Genomic DNA, 19885 nt, shown 5'->3' on the forward strand with positions numbered 1-19885 from the left:
CCCGCAAAATCGCCCCGCACGATGCGCATATTTCCCAAATTCCGATAGAAAACGGAGACTATCATGGCAGGAACACGCACGGAAACCGATACGTTCGGGCCGATCGAGGTCGTTTCGGATCGCTATTGGGGCGCGCAGACGGAGCGATCCCTGCATAATTTCAGGATTGGCGGCGAAAGGCTTCCCCTGCCCCTCATCCATGCGCTGGGCATCGTCAAGCGCGCGGCGGCGGAAACCAATATCGCGCTCGGCAAGCTTGATCCGGTGATCGGCCGCGTCATCACGGTGGCGGCGGCGGAAGTCGTCGAGGGCAAGCTCGACGATCATTTCCCGCTGGTCGTCTGGCAGACCGGCTCCGGCACGCAGTCCAACATGAATGCCAACGAGGTCATCTCCAACCGGGCGATCGAGCTTCTGGGCGGGACGCTCGGCTCCAAGAAGCCGGTCCACCCCAACGACCACGTCAATATGAGCCAGTCGTCGAACGACAGCTTCCCGACCGCGATCCATATCGCGACTGCGGTCGAGACGACCAGCCGGCTCTATCCCGCGCTCGACCATCTGATCGAGGCGCTGAAGGAAAAAGAAGAGGCGTTCGCCCATATCATCAAGATCGGCCGCACGCATACGCAGGACGCTACGCCGGTGACGCTCGGCCAGGAGTTTTCCGGCTATCGCGCGGCGCTCGAATATGGCCGCAAGCGGATCGACGACAGCCTCGCCGACATCTTCCTGCTTGCCCAGGGCGGCACGGCCGTGGGTACGGGACTCAACGCGCCGCAGGGCTTCGACACCGGCTTTGCCGACGTGGTCTCGGAAATCACCGGCCTGCCGTTTAAGACGGCGCCCAACAAGTTCGAGGCGCTGGCCAGCCACGGCGCCATCGTCAATTTCCACGGCAGCCTCAATGCGCTCGCCGCCGACCTCTTCAAGATCGCCAACGATATCCGCTTTCTCGGCTCCGGCCCGCGTTCCGGCCTTGGCGAGCTGAAGCTGCCGGAAAACGAGCCCGGCTCATCGATCATGCCCGGCAAGGTCAACCCGACGCAGGCCGAGGCGCTGACCATGGTGGCGACGCAGGTCTTCGGCAATCACACCACGGTGACCGTTGCGGGATCCCAGGGCCATTTCGAACTCAACGTCTTCAAGCCGGTGATCGCCTTCAACGTGCTGCAATCGATCCGGATTCTCTCGGACGCCATGGTGTCCTTCGCCGATCATTGCATCAAGGGGACGGAGGCCGACGAAGTCCGCATCAAGGAGCTTCTCGAACGTTCGCTGATGCTGGTGACGGCGCTGGCCCCGGCCATCGGCTATGACAATGCCGCCAAGATCGCCAAGACAGCGCACAAAAACGGCTCGACATTGCGTGAGGAGGCGCTGGCTAGCGGGCTCGTCTCGGCGGAGGATTATGACAAGCTCGTGAGGCCGGAGCGGATGATCGCACCGGAATAGGCGGAGCCGTCTCGCATTGGTGAACAATCTGTCGAGAATAATGCGGCTTTCTTTGACAACGAGAATTGTCTATTTGCCCTGAACGCAACCCGGAGAACAATTTCATGTCTGCCAATGCCTATTCCAGCAATCCCTACGGCAATCTGCTCGGCCGTGCCCTTCTCGCCTCGCTCTTCATCCCGGCCGGCTTCAGCAAGCTGACCGCCATCGCCGGCACGGCCGGCTATTTCGGCAGCATAGGCCTTCCGGCTCCGACCGTCGTCGCGGTCCTCGTCGGCCTGCTTGAGTTTTTCGGCGGTCTTGCCGTCCTCGTCGGCTTCAAGACCCGCATCGCGGCCATCGCGCTCGGCCTGTTCAGCATCGCATCGGCCTTGGTCGCTCACACGAACTTTGCCGACATGATGCAGATGATCAATTTCCAGAAGAACATCGCCATCGCCGGCGGCTTCTTCGTGCTCGCAGCAGCCGGCGCCGGCGCGCTGTCGATCGACGCCAAGCGCGGCTGATCGGATATAAATGATGGAAAAGGCCGCGGAGGTTCCGCGGCCTTTTCTATTAGCCCAACGTCGCGAACGCCGGGGCGTAGTCTACCCTGCCCCGTTCGGCAGGCATCACCCCGTTTAGCGGCAGCGCCATGAGGTATGGCCCGGCATAGGGCGAGGCGAAGCCGGTCGCCAGAGCGGGATCGAAGCCGAAACGCTTGTAATATTCCGGCTCGCCGAGAACGAACACGACGCGGCATCCCCTACGTTCCGCCCGTGTCAATCCTTCGCGAATGAGCTTGCTGCCGATACCCGAGTGCTGCCTTTCGGGCAGGACGGATACCGGCGCGAGGCCGAGCGCCGGAAAGGGCGCGGACATCGGCGAAAAGAGCACGTGGCCGATGATCTCGCCTTCACCCTCCGCGACGAGTGAAAGCACGCTGTCGCCATCGGCGCGAAGCCGGTCGACCAGATCGGCCTCCGCAGGTTGCTGAAAAGCGGCCTCCACCACGCGGCGGATTGCGGCAATGTCGGCCGGCTTCTCATCTCTGATGATCACCGGCATGACTTCCTCGCTAGGATTTCAAACTGCCGCGGATGCGGGCGGAGATGTCGGCAACCCGGGGATTGCCGTCGCTGCGGCGGGCGGAGATGAGGCAGGCCTGCGAGCGCAGGATGATGCCGTCTTCGAGCACCTTGAGACGGTTGGCCTTGAGCGTCGAGCGGGTCGAAGTGATATCGACGATGATATCGGCGGAACCGGCGGCAGGCGCACCTTCAGTCGCGCCGAGGCTTTCGACGATGCGATAGACCTGGATGCCGTGCTTCAGCGAAAAGAACTGCTGCGTCAGGCGCCAATATTTCGTGGCGATCCTCAGCCTGCGTCCGTGGCGCTGACGGAAATCGGCGGCGACATCGTCGAGATCGGCCATGGTCGTCACGTCGTGCCATACCTCCGGCACCGCCACCACGACATCGGCATGGCCAAAGCCGAGCGGCGCTTCGATGGCGACCCGCTCGTCGGCTGATGCAAGCGTCTCGCGGATCAGATCCTCGCCGGTAACGCCGAGATCGACGCCGCCATAGCCGAGCTCACGGGCGATCTCCGAGGCCGACAGGAACAGGATATCCACGCCCTCCATGCCTTCGATCCGCGCGCGGTAATTGCGCTGGTCCTGCGGCAGGACGACTTGCAGCCCGGCGTTTGCGAGAACTTCCAGCGCCTGTTCCTTGAGACGCCCCTTGGACGGGAGCGCCAGCGTGACGTTTGTCGATGTCGCGATCATTGCGGCCTCCCCGCGAGCTCTGCCAGCCGATCAAGCCAGATGGAAAAGCCGACGCCCGGTATGGCGCTGGGCGCGCCCAATAGCGTCAAAAGGCGGTCGTAGCGCCCGCCGCCGACGATCGCGCCACCGCCCGAGGCGGCGCGGATCTCATAGACGAGGCCCGTATAATAATCGAGCGGGCGGCCGAACGCCGCATCATAATGGACATCGCGCAAATCGATGCCGGCGGCCTTGATCGCTTCGGCGCGGGCGGCGAAGGCTTTCAGGGCGTCACCCAGTTTGGATGGCAGTTCGAAATGGTTTTGCGCGGCGAATTCGTGCAAGTGCTGCGGCGCGTGGTCGAGCGGTTCGCGGATGGCGAGGAAGGCTTCGAGCGCCGCAAAGGCTTCCTTCGGCAGCCTGATCGAGGCGAGGCTTTCCTTCTCGACCAGCCGGTGGGCGATCTCGGCCGGAGTGCGGCCCGCGACTGGCGAGATGCCCGCCTCGCGCATATCCGCTTCGAGAGATGCGGCGAGCGCGGCTTCATCGCCTGAGGCGACCAGCCCGGCCAGCGGCTCGGGCAGCACACCATTTTCGCGCGGCGAGGAGAGGCCGGCGAGCAGGCTTTTCAGCTGCGCGGGGTTGCCGAATGTGCGCACCAGCTTCTTCTGCCAGCCGCGCGGCAGGCCAAGAGCGGCAAGTACTGCCTCGAACATCGCCTGGTCGCCGAGCACGATCTCAAGTTCTTTAGCGGGCGCCACCACGCGCACGCAGGCGAGCGCGTCGGCCAGCGAACGGGCATCGGCGCGCGCCTCGTCGGCATCGCCCAGATCCTCTATGCCCGCCTGGTAGAATTCGGTGTCGCCCTCGCGGCGCTGGCGGAAGACCTCGCCGAGATAGGCATAGCGCTTCGGCGTCGCGGCATTGAGCGCGATATGATTGCGGCAGACCGGAATGGTGAATTCAGGCCGCAGGCAAAGGCTGTCGCCGTTTTCGTTCTCGGTCAGGAAGATGCGGCGGCGCAGATCCTCGCCCGCCATGTCGAGGAAGGGATCGGCGGGCTGGATGACCGGGATATCGACAAGCTCGGCATTTCGGCCGGAGAGAAATGCGGAGAGGTCCTTGGCGAAGGCAGGGATGCGGGAGGGGGTCATGCGAGCAGGTCCTTGCGCCGCGCGTTTACGATCACACCCCCCTCTGCCCTGCCGGGCATCCCCCCCACAAGGGGGGAGATTAGCCGACATGCGCCGTATTGCTTGCTCTTCGACAGCTGCGATTGGTAGCCGCCATCCATGACGTGGTAATCTCCCCCCTTGTGGGGGGGATGCCCGGCAGGGCAGAGGGGGGTGAACAACCGCAAATCAAGCATGACAGTCACGCGCCCCCGGCGCGGTCCTGCGCCTGCTGGTCCAGCATCTCGCGCACTTTGGCGGCCAGATCCTCTTCCTTCACGGTCACCTGCGCGGGGCGGCTGGCGCGCCATTCCTCGTTGCTTTCGATTTCCCCGGAAAGGCGCTTGCCCTCGATCAGATCCTTGATCTGGACCTCGCCGTTCGCCCGTTCGTCCCCGCCCTGGATGATGGCGAGGGGCGCGCCGCGGCGGTCGGCATATTTGAGCTGGTTGCCGAATTTCTTCCAGTTGCCCTGGTACATCTCGGCGCGGATGCCGGCGGCGCGAAGCTTCTGGGTGAAATCCTGATATTTCCCCATGGCTTCCATGTCGCCGTCCATCACGGTGACGAGCACGGGAGCGAGCACATCGCCCTCGCCGAGCTTGCCCAGGTTCTTCAAGGCCGTCATCAGGCGCGACACGCCGATGGAAAAGCCTGTTGCCGGAACCGGCTGGCCACGGAAGCGCGAGACGAGCCCATCATAACGCCCGCCCCCGCCGACCGAGCCGAAACGCACGATCTCGCCCTTTTCATTGGGGATCTCGGCGGTCAGTTCGACTTCGAAGACGGGGCCGGTGTAATATTCGAGGCCGCGAACGACTGAAGGGTCAATGCGGATGCGGTCGGAATATTTGGCTGCCTCAATGAGCTCGCCGATTTGATCCAATTCGCCGACGCCCTCTAAGCCGATATCGGAACCGTGAACGGCTCCACTCATGAAATATTGCAATTCCAGTCGCGTGCCCACCACCGGAGCCACCAATTTCAGCACACGATCGATTTGGTTGTCATTTAACCCTGCCCCCTTGGTGAAATCGCCACTTTCATCCTTGCGGCCCTCGCCAAGCAGCAGTTTCACGCCTTCGACGCCGAACTTGTCCAGCTTATCAATCGCCCGCAGGATAGCGAGCTTCTGCCCTTCGTCCGTGACGCCGATGGCCTCCATGACGCCGTCGAGCACCTTGCGGTTGTTCACCCGGACAATATAGTCGCCGCGCGCAATGCCCAGCGCCTCCATCACATCGGCCATCATCATGCACATCTCGGCATCCGCCGCGACTGACGGTGCGCCGACCGTATCGGCGTCGAACTGCATGAACTGGCGGAAGCGGCCCGGGCCCGGCTTCTCGTTGCGGAAGACATAGCCGGCGCGATAGGTGCGGTAGGGAAGCTGGATCTCGTTGAAGTTTTCCGCGACATGGCGCGCCAGCGGCGCGGTCAGGTCGTAGCGCAGGCTCATCCACTGCTCGTCATCATCCTGCAGCGAGAACACGCCTTCGTTCGGCCGGTCCTGGTCAGGCAGGAACTTGCCCAGCGCATCGGTATATTCCAGCATCGGCGTCTCGACCGGGTCGAAGCCGTAGCGCTCATAGACCTCGCGGATCGCCGCCAGCATCTTGTCCGTGGCGCGGATATCGGCGGCATGGCGGTCGACAAGCCCGCGCGGAAGCCGTGCCTTCACCTTGTCAGCCTTGTTCGCCATGTCTTCTACCCGATGTCTGGAATTGTCATGTAGCTTCAACTATCGCTGCCCCATTTCGAACACAAAGTATCTACTATAGGCGATAGCGTCGTTTTCCTAACCGATCAGGTCAGGCGCGGCAAGGGCAGAGAGTCTATCCCTCTCAATCGGCTGCATGGCGGTCGAAAAGCCCGCAAAAGAGCCGTTCTGCCACCTTGTCAACCTGTCCGCCCCGTCTTCGGCTCGATGGTTGAAAGCGTCATATAGCTTTAACCACCCCTGCCCCGACTCGGATATTTGTATCCTCTATAGAAGATACTGCCGCTTCCTCACCGATCAAGTGAGGTCCGGCAAAGGCGGAGGGACGATCTCCCTCCCATGAGGAAGGAAATGCTATCGCGTGGCGATGGCGGCCGCAGCACCGGCCATCATGGTGGCGCTGGTGCGGTTGGCGATGCGCATGGCGCGCACGCTCCTGAGAAAGCGTCGCGCCTGCGCCGCGAGCACGATCCAGAATATATCGACGGCGATCAGCACCAGCATCATGACACAGATCAACTCAGCCCAGCCAAGCAGGGTGACCCGACCGAGATCGATGATCGTTGGCAGAAGCGCCATGTAGAACATCATGATCTTGGGATTGCCGAGCGTTACGGCGAAACCGGCCATGAACAGCTTGCCCGCCGAATTCTCCTTTGGCAGCGCGCCATCCCGCATCTCGACGGGCGCCGTCCACATCTTCCATGCAAGGAAGAGAAGATAGGCGACGCCGACATATTTGATGATGGTGAAGACGAGATGGAAGGTCTGCGCCACCACGGCCAAGCCCCAGACGGCGAGCGAAAGCCAGATCGCCTCGCCGATCCACATGGCGAAGAGGAAGGGCAGGACGTCGCGATAGCCTCGGCTGATCACGCGCGCCACCAGCGCGCCGATGCTCGGCCCCGGAGAGCCGGCCGCAACGAGCAGCGCGCCGGCGAAAATAAACAGCGAAGCGATATCCATGAAACCCTCTCGAAACTTCCGCAATGTTGCAGGTTTTGCAGACCGATTCAAAGGGAAAGTCGCTTTCCGATATCCTCGACTGGTGGGCGGATGAGCGAACCTTTCCATCTTTCCGGCGAAGGTATATCTCTTTACCCATGAGACGCTTCATCATCCTCATCGCGGTGCTTGGCGCGCTTGTTTCCGGCTGGTTGCCGGCGCTTTCGGCGACATTCGACATCGGCGGCGGGCACACAATGAGCGGCACGGAGACCGCGCATTCCCTTCATCGCGGCTCCCACGAGCACGGCTCCCGTCAGTCCGACGAGAGAAAGGATGCGGCTGTCCACCCGATGCTCTGCGCTGCCTGTTTTGCCCTTCCTGCGGAAAGCGGGCCAGCATTGCGGAAAGTAGCGCCGGTTTCTGCCTATGGGGCCGCGCTTGCGCAACCTCTTGCCGGAACAGTCCCTTCACCGCTGAGCCCACCGCCCCGGGCGTGACGATCCCGAACGAAAGACATCAAACGGGCGAAGAACGCACTTACGCCCGCAGAGAAACCATATCCAGAACTGGACAGACACATGACCAGAAAGACCACCATCATCGGGCCTGCGCTCGCACTCTGCCTCGCCTTGCCTGCATCTGGGCCCGCCCTTGCGCAAGAGATGAACCATTCCGGCCATCAGAGCGCGGATAATGGCCAGATGCAGATGAGCGAACCCAAAGGCGACAAGGGGCCTTCCAGCAAGGCCTTTGCCGAGGCCAACGCACGGATGCACAAGGGCATGGACATCATGTTCACCGGCAATGCCGACGTTGATTTCGTTCGCGGCATGATCGCCCATCACCAGGGTGCAATCGACATGGCGCGCATTGAACTCGAATATGGCAAGGACTCAAGCCTGCGCAAGCTTGCCGAAGACATCATCAAGGCCCAGGAGGCCGAGATCGAGACGATGAAGGCCTGGCTCGCCAAAAACGGGCACTAAGCCCGACGCTCATTGAACCCGTTTGGGAGACCCGCCGGTTCATGCCGGCGGGTTTTTCTCAGGGCCGAATGAAATTCTTGCGCAGGGTTTCGACCTCCTGGCGGCAGCAACAGCCCTCGATATGATCGTTGACGAGGCCCATCGCCTGCATATGGGCATACATCGTGGTCGGCCCGACGAAGCTCCAGCCGCGCTTTTTCAGATCCTTCGACAGGCGGAGGGATGTCGGGCTGGTTGGATTGGCCCTCAGCGTCTGATAATCCATGATATCAGGCCTTTCCTCATCGCCCGGCTCGAAAGACCAGAAATAGGCGGCGAGCGAGCCCTTTTCCGAAGCCAGTTCTATGGCGCGTTTTGCATTGTTGATAGTCGAGACGATCTTGCCGCGATGGCGGATGATGCCGGCATTGCCGAGCAGCCGCTCGACATCCTTTTCCCCGAAACGGGCAACGCGCTCGAAATCGAAGCCTTCGAAGGCCTCGCGGAAATTTTCCCGCTTGCGCAGGATCGTCAGCCAGGAAAGGCCTGACTGGAAACCCTCGAGACAGATCTTTTCGAACAGGCGCCGGTCGTCGGCGACGGGCCTGCCCCACTCATGATCGTGATAATGGAGATAGTCAGGCAGAGTGCCGGGCCAGAAACAGCGCGTCTTGCCATCCGCACCTTCGACAAGTCCGGTTTTGACGGGCGTTTCCTCGGTCATGATGCCTGTTCCACTTCTTATCTTTCGCCATTCAGACGGCATTAACCAGCGTTCGAAACCGGGTGATAACCACAAGAAATGGTTTTGCCGAAGAATCGCATTTTATTGAATTCGATTCACCTTTCCGACTCCGAAGCTCGGCCACAATCCCATCATCGACACTGCCACCCTCCACTCCTGACAACGTCCTGTCAGGAGCCGGGGCTGGCCCAAGGGCAATGGCACAAGATATGAAACCTCGCCACCTTCTTCTCATCACCGCCGTGACCGCAATCACGATTTCCGCCATCTCCGCGACCGGAGCATGGGCCAGCGACCGCTATGCCACCAGACCCCCGGTGGTCATGAGCCCGGACCTTGCCGCGCCGTGGGTGATGCAGCTCGAGCAACCACGCTATTATTATCCGGCACCGTCCTTCACCCCGCAACGCTATTACGCTCCATCCCAGAAGACCCGCCGCGTGGCGGTGCGTCGCGCGCCGGGGATGCGCAGCACCCCGGGGATGCGTGGCACCCCGGGGATGGCGGCCGACCAGCCACCGCGCTATCGCGAGGTGACTTACAGGCGTCCGGCCCAGCGCGCGGTCAGGCGTTCCGAAGATCGGCCGCAGCGGCAGATGAATCCGATCTACCTGCCGCAGACGGTCGATTATGACGGTCCGCACAAGCCAGGCACCATCGTCGTCGATACGGCGCGGAAATTCCTCTACCTCGTGGGGCCGAATGGCAAGGCGCGGCGCTATGGCGTCGGCGTCGGCAAGGAGGGCTTCGGCTGGCGGGGTACCAATCCCATTACCCGCAAGGCAGAATGGCCGGACTGGCGCCCGCCGGCGGAGATGATCGCGCGCGAGCGGAAGAACGGCCGCGTCCTGCCCGTACACATGGAAGGCGGCCCGGCCAATCCGCTGGGCGCCCGCGCCCTTTATCTAGGCTCCACCCTCTATCGCATCCACGGCACCAACGCGCCCTGGACCATCGGCACGGCCGCCTCCTCCGGCTGCATCCGCATGCGCAACGAGGATGTCACCGATCTCTACGAGCGCGTGAAGATCGGCACCAAGGTCGTGGTTATGTAGAGACAACAAGAGGGGAAGCCCGCCAGGGCATCGCCGCTGGGCAGCAGCGCAGGAAACCTCGGATAAGACGGACCGACAAAACCGGTCCGTCTCATCATGAAAGGTTCCGGCGCTGCTGCCCTTTTTCTTTTTGCCGGAAACGCCATATCCATCACAGGGGCGCTCTTGCCCCACGCAACCTTTTCCGATGATACTCCTTTCAATGATTTCGAGGCTCCCGCCAGGGTTGATCGCCTCGCCTTCCGGTCAGGGGCCGGACAATGAAAGCAAAGGATGGACCATGAGCGTACCGGGGATAAAACTGAACGACGGCAGCGAGATACCGCAACTCGGCTATGGTGTCTGGCAGGTCGGCAATGACGAGGCCGTCGCCGCCGTCAACCAGGCGCTCGAAGCGGGCTACCGGCATATCGACACCGCAGCGGTCTACGGGAACGAGGAAGGCGTCGGCAGGGCGCTGAGGGGATCGGGCATAGCGCGCGGCGACATCTATCTCACGACCAAGCTATGGAATGCCGACCAGGGATATGATTCAGCGTTCCGGGCTCTCGACGCGAGCCTCAAGCGCCTCGGCACGGACTATGTCGATCTCTACCTGATCCATTGGCCGGTACCATCGCAGGACCGCTTCCTCGACACATGGCGCGCGCTCATCGAGCTTAGGGAACAGGGTCTGGTCAAGTCGATCGGCGTGTCAAATTTCCGCATCGCCGACGTTGAGCGCGTGATCAAGGAGACGGATGTGACGCCGGTGCTGAACCAGATCGAACTGCATCCGCAGTTTCAGCAGAACGAATTGCGTGTGTTTCACGAAAAGAAAGGTATCGCCACCGAGGCCTGGAGCCCGCTCGGCCAGGGCAAGATACTGGAAAACGCCGACCTGAAGCAGATCGCCGCCAAGCACGGCAAGACCGTGGCGCAGATCATCCTGCGCTGGCATCTCGACATCGGCAATATCGTCATCCCGAAATCCGTGACGCCGTCACGCATCCGGGAGAATTTCGATGTGTTGAATTTCAAGCTCACTTCAGGCGATCACGACGCGATTTCCGCCCTGAACGCCCAGGATGGCCGGATCGGGCCACATCCTGACAGCATCTAGACATTTGCCGTTTCAGGCGGCGGTTTTTTCCGTTATCGCCAGATCGGCGGGCTTCGGCCCGCCATAGGCCCAGTCGAGCAGCTCGACCGTGTGGACGATCGGCAGCTTCGAGCCCGACGCGATCTGGGTGATGCAGCCGATATTCCCGGTGGCGATGATATCGGCGCGCGTCGCCTCGATATTTTTCACCTTGCGGTCGCGCAGGCGCTGCGCGATCTCCGGCTGCATGATGTTGTAGGTGCCGGCCGAGCCACAGCAAAGATGGCCTTCCGCCGGCTCCTTCACGGTGAAGCCCGCCCGCGCCAGAAGCTCCTTGGGCTGGCGCGTGATCTTCTGGCCGTGCTGCATCGAGCAGGCGGAATGATAGGCCACGGTGAGACCGGGAGCCTTCTCCGGCACCGGCAGGTCGAGGGTTGCCAGATACTCCGTAACATCCTTGGCGAGCGCCGAGACCTTCGCTGCCTTGTCCTGATAGGCGGGATCAAGGCGCAGCATGTAGCCATAGTCCTTGATGGTCGTACCGCAGCCCGAGGCGGTGACGATAATTGCGTCGAGGCCGCCATTGTCCATTTCGCGGGTCCAGACATCGACATTCCGCCTGGCTTCATCGAGCGCCTGTTCCTCGCGCCCCATGTGATGCACCAGCGAGCCGCAGCAGCCCTCGCCTTTCGGCACCACGACCTCGATGCCTACCCTCGTAAGCAGCCTGATCGTCGCCTCGTTGATGCCGGGTTTCAGCACCGGCTGGGCACAGCCGGTCAGAATGGCGACGCGACCGCGCAAGGCGGCGTTCGGCCTGTGCGTTCCAGCCTCGGCGAAGGCGGATCTGGCGGGCACTGAACGCGGCGCGAAGTCGAGCATGGCGGCCACGGGTTTCAGCCCCGGAATGGCCCTGAACAGGCCCGCGAGAGGCCGGCCCCATTTCGCGGCCGAAAGGGCCGCGCGAAAACGGCCGGGATAGGGCAGGACGGCGGCGAGCAGCGCCCGCGTCAGCCGGTTCATCAGCGGGCGCTTATAGGTCTTTTCGATATGGGCGCGGGCATGATCGACCAGATGCATGTAATTGACGCCGGACGGACAGGTGGTCATGCAGGAGAGGCAGGAGAGGCAGCGATCGATGTGCGTGACGATCTGCTCGTCGGCCGGCCTGCCGTTCTCCAGCATGTCCTTGATGAGATAGATGCGCCCGCGCGGGCTGTCGAGCTCGTTGCCGAGCGTCACATAGGTCGGGCAGGTCGCCGTGCAGAAGCCGCAATGAACGCATTTGCGCAGGATCTTTTCCGATTCCGCCACACCGGGATCGCGCAATTGCTCAGGAGTGAAATTGGTCTGCACGGCGTGTTCCTATTCTGAAATAACGGGTCCTAGAGAATCCAGCTTTGCGGGTTCTTCAGCGCTTCACCCCGGCTGACCGCCTGCAGGCCGACGATGCAGCGCACGATCAGCCAGATGATGACGACAGGGATCAGCAGGAAACCGATGCCGACGACCATCAGCAGGGTCGCGATGAAGCCGTAGAATATGCCGATCCAGAAGGTGCGGATCGCCCAGCTGTAATGCGTCTCGATCCAGCCGCCCGCCTTGCCGCGGTTGAGGTAGGCCATGACGATGCCGATGAGCGGGGTGACGCCGATCGCAAGACCCGCCAGATAGAGGAAATAGATCGCCTGGATGTTCTGCGCGCCGGGCTCAAGCCAGCCGCCGGTCGGGCGCGGACCATTATTCATGGGGCCATTGTCAGCGGGTTGTTCGGGCATGATGATCCTCCGTCAATTGTTTCCATGCCCATAATAACACCGGGCCACGCCTTACGATCCCGCCGCCATGCGGCCGGGGTTGAGAATACCCTTCGGGTCGAACTGGTGCTTCAGCTGCTGCGACAGGACGGCAAGCGCCGGCGGCTGGGGTTCGAACACATCGATTGCGGCGCGCATGGCGGCGGGAGCGCGCACCAGCGTCGCGTGGCCGCCGCCGAAATGGGCGATCAGGCGGCGCAGCGCCAGCGGCTCGGGATCGGCCTCCATGCGCAACCAGACCAGCCCGCCCTGCCAGTCATAGAAGGCATCGACGCCGGCGCCCAGGCGGAGCGCAGCCACCATCTTGTGCGCCACCATCGGCGTCATCGAGACACGCCAGACGCAACGCCCGGTTCCATCGGCAAAGGGCAGGCAATCGCGGATCTCCCGCCAGAGCTGGCGCGACTGCGCCTCGGCGATCTCGTCAATATCGCCCGCAGGCCGCAGCAACGCCTTCAGCTTCGCCGTGCGATCCCTGACCGAGGGCGCGAAACCTTCGAGCCGCAGCAGCGTCGACGCCTTGCCCGACAAAGCGCCTCCGATCACCTTGCCGGTGACCGTGACAGGCAGATGGGCTGCAGCCGAAACCTCGCCGCTCGACCCAAGAGCAATGGCCATGGCTCGGGCCGCCTCCTCGTCATCGAGCCCGCGAATGGCGAGCGTCGTTTCGGTCTCGGGCGCGGGCAGCACCTTGAACGTCACTTCGGTGACGATGCCGAGCGTGCCCCACGACCCGGCCATGCCCTTGGAGAGATCGTAGCCGGTGACATTCTTCACCACGCGGCCACCCGATTTGAAGAGTTCGCCCCGGCCAGAGACGACGCGCACGCCAAGAATATGATCGCGGGCCGCGCCCGACTTGAGCCGCCTGGGGCCGCTCAGATTGGCGGCGAGAACACCGCCGATCGTTCCCCTCCCGGGCTCGCCTCCGAGAAGCGGACCGTAATCCATCGGCTCGAACTGCAGGCATTGCCCGTGCTGGCCAAGCAGTGCCTCGATTTCGGCAAGCGGCGTCCCCGCCGTTGCCGAAAGAACCAGTTCTTCCGGTTCATAGAGCGTGACGCCGGAAAGCCTCGAAACGTCGATCGCGTGCTCGGTCTGCACGAAGCGACCGATCGCGCGCTTGGAACCCTGGCCGAGCACTTCCACCGGCGTTTCTTCCGACAGCGCCCATTGCACGGCTTCGAGGACGTCTTCCTCGGTTGCGGGGGTGATTGTCGTCATGCAGCCTCTCTCACGCATTCTCTCCCGACAACAGCGCCAGCACCGATTGGCCACGCGGCGAAAGCCGGTAGCCGATATGGAGGCTTTCGGTGAGGCCCAGTTCCTTCAGCTTGCGCACATCGCGCTTGAATTTGATCTTGTCGATGCCGACCGCTTCAGCAAGTTTGCCTGCGGGCGTGGATGGCCGCTCGGCGATAATGGCGAGGATCGCCCGGTGATAGCCGGATCGCGCGGCGACGCGGTCCCAGCGCTCAAAGCGATCGATAATCGTCGCAAATTCGTCCGGCTGCACAATCGCCTGCCCGCGCAGCGCGGCGCGCTCGTCGGCCACCACCGCATCGATCCTTATGCGATAGAGCGGCAATGCATCGTCACGTTCAAACTCGGCCTGAAAAGCATCGAATTCCGGATAGCCAGCCCGCCTCGCCTCCTCCGGCGTCACTGCGGAAAGCTCCACCATTTCGACCGCGCCGATCCTGAGAACGCCGACGGGCGTGCGCAGGCGACCGCCCTCGCTGACGCTGGGACGACGCCAGCGCCGGAACGCCAGGTCCACTTGCCCGCTCGCGATCTTCTCAAGGATATCAGCCTTGAACAGCATCCCTCAAAACCTCGGAATATCGGGAAAGGCCATCTGGCCGCGATGGACGTGAACCCGGCCAAGCTCGGCGCAGCGGTGAAGCTGCGGAAACACCTTCCCGGGATTGAGCAGGTGTTTTTCGTCGAAGGCGCATTTGACGCGGATCTGCTGGTTCAGATCCGTCTCATTGAACATTTCGGGCATCAGGTCGCGTTTTTCGACCCCGACGCCATGCTCGCCGGTCAGGACACCGCCGACCTTCACGCACAGCCGGAGGATATCCGCGCCGAACGCTTCCGCCTTTTCAAGCTCGCCCGGCAGGTTCGCATCGTAGAGGATGAGCGGATGCAGATTGCCGTCGCCGGCGTGGAAGACATTGGCGACGCGCAGACCATATTTCTCCGAGAGTTCGCGCATGCCGGCCAGCACCTTCGGCAGTTCCTTGCGCGGGATGGTGCCGTCCATGCAGTAATAATCCGGCGAAATGCGGCCCACCGCGGGGAAAGCCGCCTTGCGCCCGGCCCAGAACGCCATGCGCTCTTCTTCCGATTGCGACACGGTGCAGGTGGTGGCGCTGTTCCTGCCCGCGATGGCCTCGACCATGGCGATGAGATGATCCACCTCGATTTCGGGACCGTCCAGCTCGACGATCAGCAGCGCCTCGACATCGAGGGGGTAGCCCGCATGGACGAAATCCTCCGCCGCGTGAATGGCCGGCCGATCCATCATCTCCATGCCGCCGGGAATGATGCCGGCGCCGATGATGTCGGCGACGCACTGCCCCGCCGCCTCGCTGGAGGGGAAACCGATGAGAACCGCGCGCGCCGTCTCGGGCTTCTGCAGGATGCGGACGGTGACTTCCGTGACGACACCGAGCAAGCCCTCGGACCCGGTCATCAGACCCAGCATGTCATAGCCCTCGCTATCCAGATGCTTGCCGCCGAGACGGATCACCTCGCCATTGATCAGCACCATTTCGATGCCGAGCACATTGTTGGCGGTCAGGCCGTATTTCAGGCAGTGCACGCCGCCGGAATTCTCGGCCACATTGCCGCCGATGGAGCAGGCGATCTGCGAGGACGGATCGGGCGCATAGTAGAAACCTTCATGCTCGACAGCGCGGGTGATGCCGAGATTGGTCACGCCCGGCTGCACCACCGCGACCCGGTTGGCATAGTCGATCTCCAGAATGCGATCGAAGCGTGACATCACGAGGAGCACCGCATCCTCCAGCGGCAGCGCGCCGCCGGAAAGCGAGGTGCCGGAGCCGCGCGGCACGACGCGAATATCGTTGGCGTGGCAATATTTGAGGATGCGCGAAACCTGCGCCACCGTCTGCGGCAGGACGACGACCAGAGGCAATTGGCGATAGGCGGTAAGGCCATCGGATTCGAACACGCGCATCTCATTGGTCGCATCGACGACGCCCTCGCCCGGCACGATGTCGCGCAGGTCAGCGACGATCTCGGCACGCCGCGACAGCGTGTTGCTGTCCGCTTTCGGCATCGTCAGTCCGGACATGGGGCGCTCCCGAATGAGAAAAGTGGTAAAAACAGTTTACCTGTCTGCCAACAAGCTTGTAAATGCTACAGACGGACACAGCGTCGTTGAAGGCGTTATTCCCTCAGGGAATGAATGAAGACCCCTTTGAGGCTGGAATTCCTGTAACGGGCCGACACGCGCATGATGAGCAATCTGGCAGATATGGAGATCTTCGCCCGGGTGGTGTCGAGCGGCAGCATGTCGGCGGCCGGTCGGGAACTGGGGCTTTCTCCCGCCGTCGTCTCGAAACGGCTGCGCCGGCTGGAAGATCGCCTCGGCACAAGGCTTCTGCAGCGCACGACGCGGCAGATCGCGCTCACCGAGGCTGGCCAGGGCTATTACGAGCGGGTGCTGGCCATTCTGTCAGGCGTCGAGGAAGCCGAGAGCTTCGTCTCGCGCCGCTCGGCGGATGCGCGCGGCACGCTGAAGATCTCGGCGCCGACCACCTTCGGGCGGATGCATATCGCGCCCTATCTCGAACCCTTCATGCGAGCCAATTCCGATCTCTCCATCAACATGATGCTGACGGACGAGATCGTCGATATCGTCGGCGAAGGCTACGATCTGGCGATCCGCATTGCCGAGCTTTCGGATTCAAGCCTGGTGGCGCGGCGGCTTGCGCCGGTGAGGCGCATCCTCGTCGCCGCGCCGCGCTATGTCGCGGAACACGGAATGCCCCGCGATTTCGCCGACCTGGAAAACCATGTCTGCCTCGCCCCGCACAATAACGATCCCTGGCGGCTCGAAGGCCCGGATGGTCCGGTGAGCTTACGCCCCGCCGGGCCGTTGCAGACCAATTCCAGCGAAGTGGTGCGCGAGGCGGTTCTGGGTGGGCTCGGCATCGCCCAGCGCTCGACCTGGGACATCGGCCCTGAGCTTTCGGCAGGCAAGCTCATTCAGGTGCTGCCGGATTATACCGCGACGCGCAAGGTTGCGATCCACGCCGTCTATCCCTCGCGCCAGTTCCTGCCCGCCAAGGTGCGGCTTTTCATCGATTATCTCGCCGACCTCTACGGACCTGTGCCTTATTGGGAAAAAGGCAAAAGCGACACGGCCGCATGAACTGGACAAATCAATTGACCAGTTTTGCCTGATACCGCTACTCTGCCCTCTCACAGGATTGTTTGGCGAAGATCGATGGGCGAGCAGATATTTTCCAGGATCGAGCCGTCGCGCACCGCGGACGATGTCGTCAGCCAGATCGAGCTGCTCATCCTGGAAGGCATATTGCGGGTCGGCGACCGCCTGCCGGGCGAACGCGAACTGGCGCGGCAGTTCGATATTTCGCGCCCGATCCTGCGGGAAGCGCTGAAGCGGCTGGAGAGCCGCGGCCTGCTGGTCACCCGCCATGGCGAGGGCACCTTCGTCGCCGATGTGATTGGGCAAGTCTTCACCCGCCCCATTATCGACCTCATCGCCAGCCACCGCAAGGCGACCGCCGACTATCTCGAATATCGCCGGGAGATCGAAGGCATCGGGGCCGAATTCGCGGCGAAGCGTGCCACGGTGGCCGACAAGGCGCTGCTGACGCAGATCATGGAGGCGATGGAGGCCGCCCATGGCAAGGATGATTTCGGCGAGGAGGCGCATCTCGACGTCGAGTTCCACAACGCCATCGGCGAATGCGCGCACAATATCGTGCTGCTGCATACGCTGCGCTCCTGCTACCGGCTTCTGGCCGACGGTGTCTTCTATAATCGTACGCTGATCTATGGCTTTCCCGGTGCACGCGAGCTGCTCCTGGCGCAGCACCGGGCCATCTTCGATGCGGTGATCACCGGGGATGCCCCGGCGGCGCGCAAGGCGGTCGAGGCGCATATCGATTTCATCGAGCGCGCCATGCACGAGGCCGAGCGCAGCGATTCATGGCAGCAGATCTCGCGCCTCCGGCTCACCCAGCGCAGTTCCGGCCCACCTCACGCCATTGCAAGTCAGGACTCATGATGCCAGTCACGTTTCCCGAAGCGGCGGGGCCGGAGGGCCTGCGCCTTTACGCCATCGGCGATGTCCACGGGCGGGCGGATCTGCTTGCGAGCCTGCATGGGATGATCCGTGCCGATCTTACCGAAAATCCCGCGCATGATTGGCGCATCGTACATCTCGGCGACTATGTCGATCGCGGCCCGAATTCAAAAAACGTTCTGGATTTTCTGATCGATGCGCAGGAAAAGGACGGCCGCAATCTGGTCCTCGCCGGCAATCACGATGTGAGTTTCCTGGATTTCCTGGCGCTTGCCGAGCCGGACGGTGTGTTCGCCAGGAATGGCGGCCGCGAAACGGCGCTCTCCTATGGGGCCGAGATCGATTTCGACAATCCCGTTTCGGTCGACCGGGGCTATGTCGCGCTGGTCGATGCAGTGCCGCAGGCGCATGTCGAGTTCATCAAGCACCTGCCCCGCGCCGCGACATTCGGCGACTTCTTCTTCTGCCATGCAGGCATCAGGCCCGGCGTCCCGCTCGATAGGCAGGACCCGGAGGATCTGATCTGGATCAGGCGCGAATTTCTCGACTGGACGGAGCCTTTCGAGAAGGTCGTCATCCATGGCCATACGCCGCTTAAAGAAATCGACGTGAGGATCAACCGGGTCAATGTCGACACGTTCGCCTGGCATTCAGGCCGGCTCAGCGCCATCGTCATCGACGGAGCGGCCAAGCGCTTCATCCAGACGCAGCCTTGATCGAAAACCGGTGATTCCTAAGGATTAATGGAAGTCGGACGAAATGCCGTATCCGTCGCTGGATACCTGATGATTGCCCGCATCGACGGAGAAGATGCCCGTGGCCATGAACAGGATGGCGGAGATCATGAGAACGGTAAGGAGCGTAGCGCCCTTGGCAGTCATTTTGAACGTCTCCACAAACTTCAGTTTTGATATTCCGGCAAGGAAAACGCCCGGTTGAAAATCCGGATCATCAGGTCGCTGCCGGTGCATGGCCCAAGTACACCTGCAATTCCTTTCATACAACTGAACAGCCGAATGAGGATTTTAGATTTCCACAAATTGGCGAGCTTTGAGCGATCTCTGTGGCAGGAGAGCAACGTTTCCGGGTGGCTAAATCTGCCGCACCCAGGCGCGGGCGAGTGCGAGGCCGGCGGCGTCGGCTGCCGGGCCGTTTAGCGCCGCTTCGGAAACGTAGTTTTCGAGCCACCCCGGGTGATATTCGCGAATCTGCTCGCCAAACATGCTGTTCCATTTATCGACCAGCTGGCGGTCCGCCTCGAAATGGAACTGGATGCCATAGACGGCGCGGCCGAGGCGGAAAGCCTGATTGGCCGTCTTGTCGCTTGAAGCCAGGTGCACTGCGCCTTGGGGCAAGCTGAACGTATCGCTATGCCAATGAAAGATGGGGAACGCCGCCGGCAAGGCGGAAAGCACGGGGTCGTCGGCTGCGGCCTCGGAAATACGCACCTCATGCCAGCCGAATTCCACCGGGCGATCGAGGATGTTCTTTCCGCCATAGGCGCGGGCGACGAGCTGGCTACCGAGGCAGATGCCGAGCACCGCCTTGCCGGCATCGCCAAAATCGCGGATCAGCGCGGTGAGCGCCGGCAGGTAAGGATATTCGTCATCGGCCAGCGCGTTCTGTTCCCCACCAAGCACGATCAACGCGTCATATCCATCATCGGATTGCGGCAGCGGATCGCCCAGATAGGCGGCGCAAAGGTCGATTTCGGCGCCGGCCTCCGCAAGCGCCTGGTCGACCTGGCCCAGACCGGTGCCCCTATAGTTCTGGACGGTGAGAACGCGCATTTCGTGATTCCGTGTGCTGGCGGCATGAGAAGCGATAGCATGCGCCTGACCGGTCCAAAAGAGGTGGACTTGACCGAAAGGC

General features: G+C 62.4%; 22 protein-coding genes. 9 read left to right on the top strand and 13 right to left on the bottom strand.

Going from position 1 to position 19885, the window contains the following annotated elements; genetic code table 11:
- Positions 1-63 precede the first annotated feature (63 nt).
- Both fumC and DUT91_RS03735 read left to right on the top strand, forming a co-directional pair.
- On the top strand, positions 64-1455 hold the full coding sequence (gene fumC / locus DUT91_RS03730) for a class II fumarate hydratase (RefSeq protein WP_114439063.1): 1392 nt from the start codon (positions 64-66) through the stop codon (positions 1453-1455).
- 104 nt (positions 1456-1559) lie between these two features.
- The gene (locus DUT91_RS03735; protein ID WP_114439064.1) at positions 1560-1961 is read left to right on the top strand and encodes a DoxX family protein; all 402 of its coding nucleotides are present in this window, start codon (positions 1560-1562) and stop codon (positions 1959-1961) included.
- A gap of 49 nt (positions 1962-2010) precedes the next feature.
- Here DUT91_RS03735 and DUT91_RS03740 read toward each other — a convergent pair whose 3' ends face one another.
- The 5 genes from DUT91_RS03740 to DUT91_RS03765 form a co-directional block, all read right to left on the bottom strand.
- On the bottom strand, positions 2011-2496 hold the full coding sequence (locus DUT91_RS03740) for a GNAT family N-acetyltransferase (RefSeq protein WP_114439605.1): 486 nt from the start codon (positions 2494-2496) through the stop codon (positions 2011-2013).
- Positions 2497-2512: 16 nt separating this feature from the next.
- Entirely contained in the window at positions 2513-3223 is a 711-nt protein-coding gene (hisG, locus tag DUT91_RS03745) for an ATP phosphoribosyltransferase (RefSeq protein ID WP_114439065.1), read from the bottom strand.
- Positions 3220-4356: an ATP phosphoribosyltransferase regulatory subunit gene (locus DUT91_RS03750; protein ID WP_114439066.1), complete on the bottom strand. Its 1137-nt coding sequence runs from the start codon at positions 4354-4356 to the stop codon at positions 3220-3222. Before DUT91_RS03750 ends, hisG begins: the two co-directional genes overlap by 4 nt.
- A 220-nt stretch (positions 4357-4576) precedes the next feature.
- Complete coding sequence (gene hisS / locus DUT91_RS03760; RefSeq protein WP_114439068.1) at positions 4577-6076, bottom strand: histidine--tRNA ligase; 1500 nt, start codon at positions 6074-6076, stop codon at positions 4577-4579.
- 372 nt (positions 6077-6448) lie between these two features.
- Entirely contained in the window at positions 6449-7060 is a 612-nt protein-coding gene (locus DUT91_RS03765) for a LysE family translocator (RefSeq protein ID WP_114439069.1), read from the bottom strand.
- A 137-nt stretch (positions 7061-7197) separates the two neighbouring features.
- On the opposite strand from DUT91_RS03765, the gene DUT91_RS03770 reads away from it, so the two are divergent.
- Entirely contained in the window at positions 7198-7539 is a 342-nt protein-coding gene (locus DUT91_RS03770; RefSeq protein ID WP_147272154.1) for a hypothetical protein, read from the top strand.
- Positions 7540-7620: 81 nt separating this feature from the next.
- Positions 7621-8028, top strand: a complete 408-nt coding sequence (copM, locus tag DUT91_RS03775; RefSeq protein WP_200834893.1) for a CopM family metallochaperone — start codon at positions 7621-7623, stop codon at positions 8026-8028.
- A gap of 58 nt (positions 8029-8086) precedes the next feature.
- On the opposite strand, the gene DUT91_RS03780 is transcribed toward copM, so the two are convergent.
- On the bottom strand, positions 8087-8731 hold the full coding sequence (locus DUT91_RS03780) for a DNA-3-methyladenine glycosylase I (protein ID WP_114439071.1): 645 nt from the start codon (positions 8729-8731) through the stop codon (positions 8087-8089).
- A gap of 230 nt (positions 8732-8961) precedes the next feature.
- Between DUT91_RS03780 and DUT91_RS03785 the strand changes: the two genes are divergently transcribed.
- Both DUT91_RS03785 and DUT91_RS03790 read left to right on the top strand, forming a co-directional pair.
- A complete protein-coding gene (locus DUT91_RS03785) occupies positions 8962-9807 on the top strand; it encodes a L,D-transpeptidase (RefSeq protein ID WP_114439072.1) in 846 nt (281 codons plus the stop codon).
- A gap of 280 nt (positions 9808-10087) precedes the next feature.
- Positions 10088-10909, top strand: coding sequence for an aldo/keto reductase (locus tag DUT91_RS03790; RefSeq protein ID WP_114439073.1), 822 nt, complete (start codon positions 10088-10090; stop codon positions 10907-10909).
- Positions 10910-10921: 12 nt separating this feature from the next.
- On the opposite strand, the gene glcF is transcribed toward DUT91_RS03790, so the two are convergent.
- Genes glcF through DUT91_RS03815 form a run of 5 tightly spaced genes read right to left on the bottom strand, consistent with a single transcriptional unit; the run spans position 10922 to position 16030 of the window.
- A complete protein-coding gene (gene glcF / locus DUT91_RS03795) occupies positions 10922-12244 on the bottom strand; it encodes a glycolate oxidase subunit GlcF (RefSeq protein ID WP_114439074.1) in 1323 nt (440 codons plus the stop codon).
- A 29-nt stretch (positions 12245-12273) separates the two neighbouring features.
- On the bottom strand, positions 12274-12666 hold the full coding sequence (locus DUT91_RS03800; RefSeq protein ID WP_245419534.1) for a DUF4870 family protein: 393 nt from the start codon (positions 12664-12666) through the stop codon (positions 12274-12276).
- Between the two features lie 51 nt (positions 12667-12717).
- Entirely contained in the window at positions 12718-13929 is a 1212-nt protein-coding gene (gene glcE / locus DUT91_RS03805) for a glycolate oxidase subunit GlcE (protein ID WP_114439075.1), read from the bottom strand.
- Positions 13930-13939: 10 nt separating this feature from the next.
- On the bottom strand, positions 13940-14530 hold the full coding sequence (locus tag DUT91_RS03810; protein WP_114439076.1) for an ASCH domain-containing protein: 591 nt from the start codon (positions 14528-14530) through the stop codon (positions 13940-13942).
- A 3-nt stretch (positions 14531-14533) separates the two neighbouring features.
- Positions 14534-16030 (bottom strand): FAD-linked oxidase C-terminal domain-containing protein, encoded by a 1497-nt coding sequence (locus DUT91_RS03815; RefSeq protein ID WP_114439077.1) that lies wholly within the window; start codon positions 16028-16030, stop codon positions 14534-14536.
- Between the two features lie 162 nt (positions 16031-16192).
- Between DUT91_RS03815 and DUT91_RS03820 the strand changes: the two genes are divergently transcribed.
- From DUT91_RS03820 to DUT91_RS03830, 3 genes are all read left to right on the top strand, one after another.
- The gene (locus tag DUT91_RS03820; protein WP_114439078.1) at positions 16193-17113 is read left to right on the top strand and encodes a LysR family transcriptional regulator; all 921 of its coding nucleotides are present in this window, start codon (positions 16193-16195) and stop codon (positions 17111-17113) included.
- A gap of 75 nt (positions 17114-17188) precedes the next feature.
- On the top strand, positions 17189-17995 hold the full coding sequence (locus tag DUT91_RS03825) for an FCD domain-containing protein (RefSeq protein ID WP_114439079.1): 807 nt from the start codon (positions 17189-17191) through the stop codon (positions 17993-17995).
- Positions 17992-18729: a metallophosphoesterase gene (locus tag DUT91_RS03830; protein WP_114439080.1), complete on the top strand. Its 738-nt coding sequence runs from the start codon at positions 17992-17994 to the stop codon at positions 18727-18729. Before DUT91_RS03825 ends, DUT91_RS03830 begins: the two co-directional genes overlap by 4 nt.
- 24 nt (positions 18730-18753) lie before the next feature.
- On the opposite strand, the gene DUT91_RS26120 is transcribed toward DUT91_RS03830, so the two are convergent.
- Both DUT91_RS26120 and DUT91_RS03840 read right to left on the bottom strand, forming a co-directional pair.
- The gene (locus DUT91_RS26120) at positions 18754-18894 is read right to left on the bottom strand and encodes a hypothetical protein (protein WP_200834894.1); all 141 of its coding nucleotides are present in this window, start codon (positions 18892-18894) and stop codon (positions 18754-18756) included.
- 210 nt (positions 18895-19104) lie between these two features.
- Positions 19105-19803, bottom strand: a complete 699-nt coding sequence (locus tag DUT91_RS03840) for a type 1 glutamine amidotransferase (RefSeq protein WP_114439082.1) — start codon at positions 19801-19803, stop codon at positions 19105-19107.
- Positions 19804-19885 lie beyond the last annotated feature (82 nt).

It is taken from the genome of Paramesorhizobium salinisoli, from assembly GCF_003335045.1.
GTDB lineage: Bacteria > Pseudomonadota > Alphaproteobacteria > Rhizobiales > Rhizobiaceae > Paramesorhizobium > Paramesorhizobium salinisoli.

Excerpts from the sequence above, each read along its gene's own strand:
- DUT91_RS03810 (WP_114439076.1), bottom strand. The coding sequence starts at position 14,530 with ATGCTGTTCAAGGCTGATATCCTTGAGAAGATCGCGAGCGGGCAAGTG.
- glcE (WP_114439075.1), bottom strand. The coding sequence starts at position 13,929 with ATGACGACAATCACCCCCGCAACCGAGGAAGACGTCCTCGAAGCCGTG.
- DUT91_RS03770 (WP_147272154.1), top strand. The coding sequence starts at position 7,198 with ATGAGACGCTTCATCATCCTCATCGCGGTGCTTGGCGCGCTTGTTTCC.
- DUT91_RS03750 (WP_114439066.1), bottom strand. The coding sequence starts at position 4,356 with ATGACCCCCTCCCGCATCCCTGCCTTCGCCAAGGACCTCTCCGCATTT.
- DUT91_RS03840 (WP_114439082.1), bottom strand. The coding sequence starts at position 19,803 with ATGCGCGTTCTCACCGTCCAGAACTATAGGGGCACCGGTCTGGGCCAG.
- DUT91_RS03815 (WP_114439077.1), bottom strand. The coding sequence starts at position 16,030 with ATGTCCGGACTGACGATGCCGAAAGCGGACAGCAACACGCTGTCGCGG.
- fumC (WP_114439063.1), top strand. The coding sequence starts at position 64 with ATGGCAGGAACACGCACGGAAACCGATACGTTCGGGCCGATCGAGGTC.
- hisS (WP_114439068.1), bottom strand. The coding sequence starts at position 6,076 with ATGGCGAACAAGGCTGACAAGGTGAAGGCACGGCTTCCGCGCGGGCTT.
- DUT91_RS03735 (WP_114439064.1), top strand. The coding sequence starts at position 1,560 with ATGTCTGCCAATGCCTATTCCAGCAATCCCTACGGCAATCTGCTCGGC.
- DUT91_RS03800 (WP_245419534.1), bottom strand. The coding sequence starts at position 12,666 with ATGCCCGAACAACCCGCTGACAATGGCCCCATGAATAATGGTCCGCGC.
- copM (WP_200834893.1), top strand. The coding sequence starts at position 7,621 with ATGACCAGAAAGACCACCATCATCGGGCCTGCGCTCGCACTCTGCCTC.
- DUT91_RS26120 (WP_200834894.1), bottom strand. The coding sequence starts at position 18,894 with ATGACTGCCAAGGGCGCTACGCTCCTTACCGTTCTCATGATCTCCGCC.
- DUT91_RS03785 (WP_114439072.1), top strand. The coding sequence starts at position 8,962 with ATGAAACCTCGCCACCTTCTTCTCATCACCGCCGTGACCGCAATCACG.
- DUT91_RS03820 (WP_114439078.1), top strand. The coding sequence starts at position 16,193 with ATGATGAGCAATCTGGCAGATATGGAGATCTTCGCCCGGGTGGTGTCG.
- hisG (WP_114439065.1), bottom strand. The coding sequence starts at position 3,223 with ATGATCGCGACATCGACAAACGTCACGCTGGCGCTCCCGTCCAAGGGG.
- DUT91_RS03830 (WP_114439080.1), top strand. The coding sequence starts at position 17,992 with ATGATGCCAGTCACGTTTCCCGAAGCGGCGGGGCCGGAGGGCCTGCGC.
- DUT91_RS03780 (WP_114439071.1), bottom strand. The coding sequence starts at position 8,731 with ATGACCGAGGAAACGCCCGTCAAAACCGGACTTGTCGAAGGTGCGGAT.
- DUT91_RS03790 (WP_114439073.1), top strand. The coding sequence starts at position 10,088 with ATGAGCGTACCGGGGATAAAACTGAACGACGGCAGCGAGATACCGCAA.
- DUT91_RS03825 (WP_114439079.1), top strand. The coding sequence starts at position 17,189 with ATGGGCGAGCAGATATTTTCCAGGATCGAGCCGTCGCGCACCGCGGAC.
- DUT91_RS03765 (WP_114439069.1), bottom strand. The coding sequence starts at position 7,060 with ATGGATATCGCTTCGCTGTTTATTTTCGCCGGCGCGCTGCTCGTTGCG.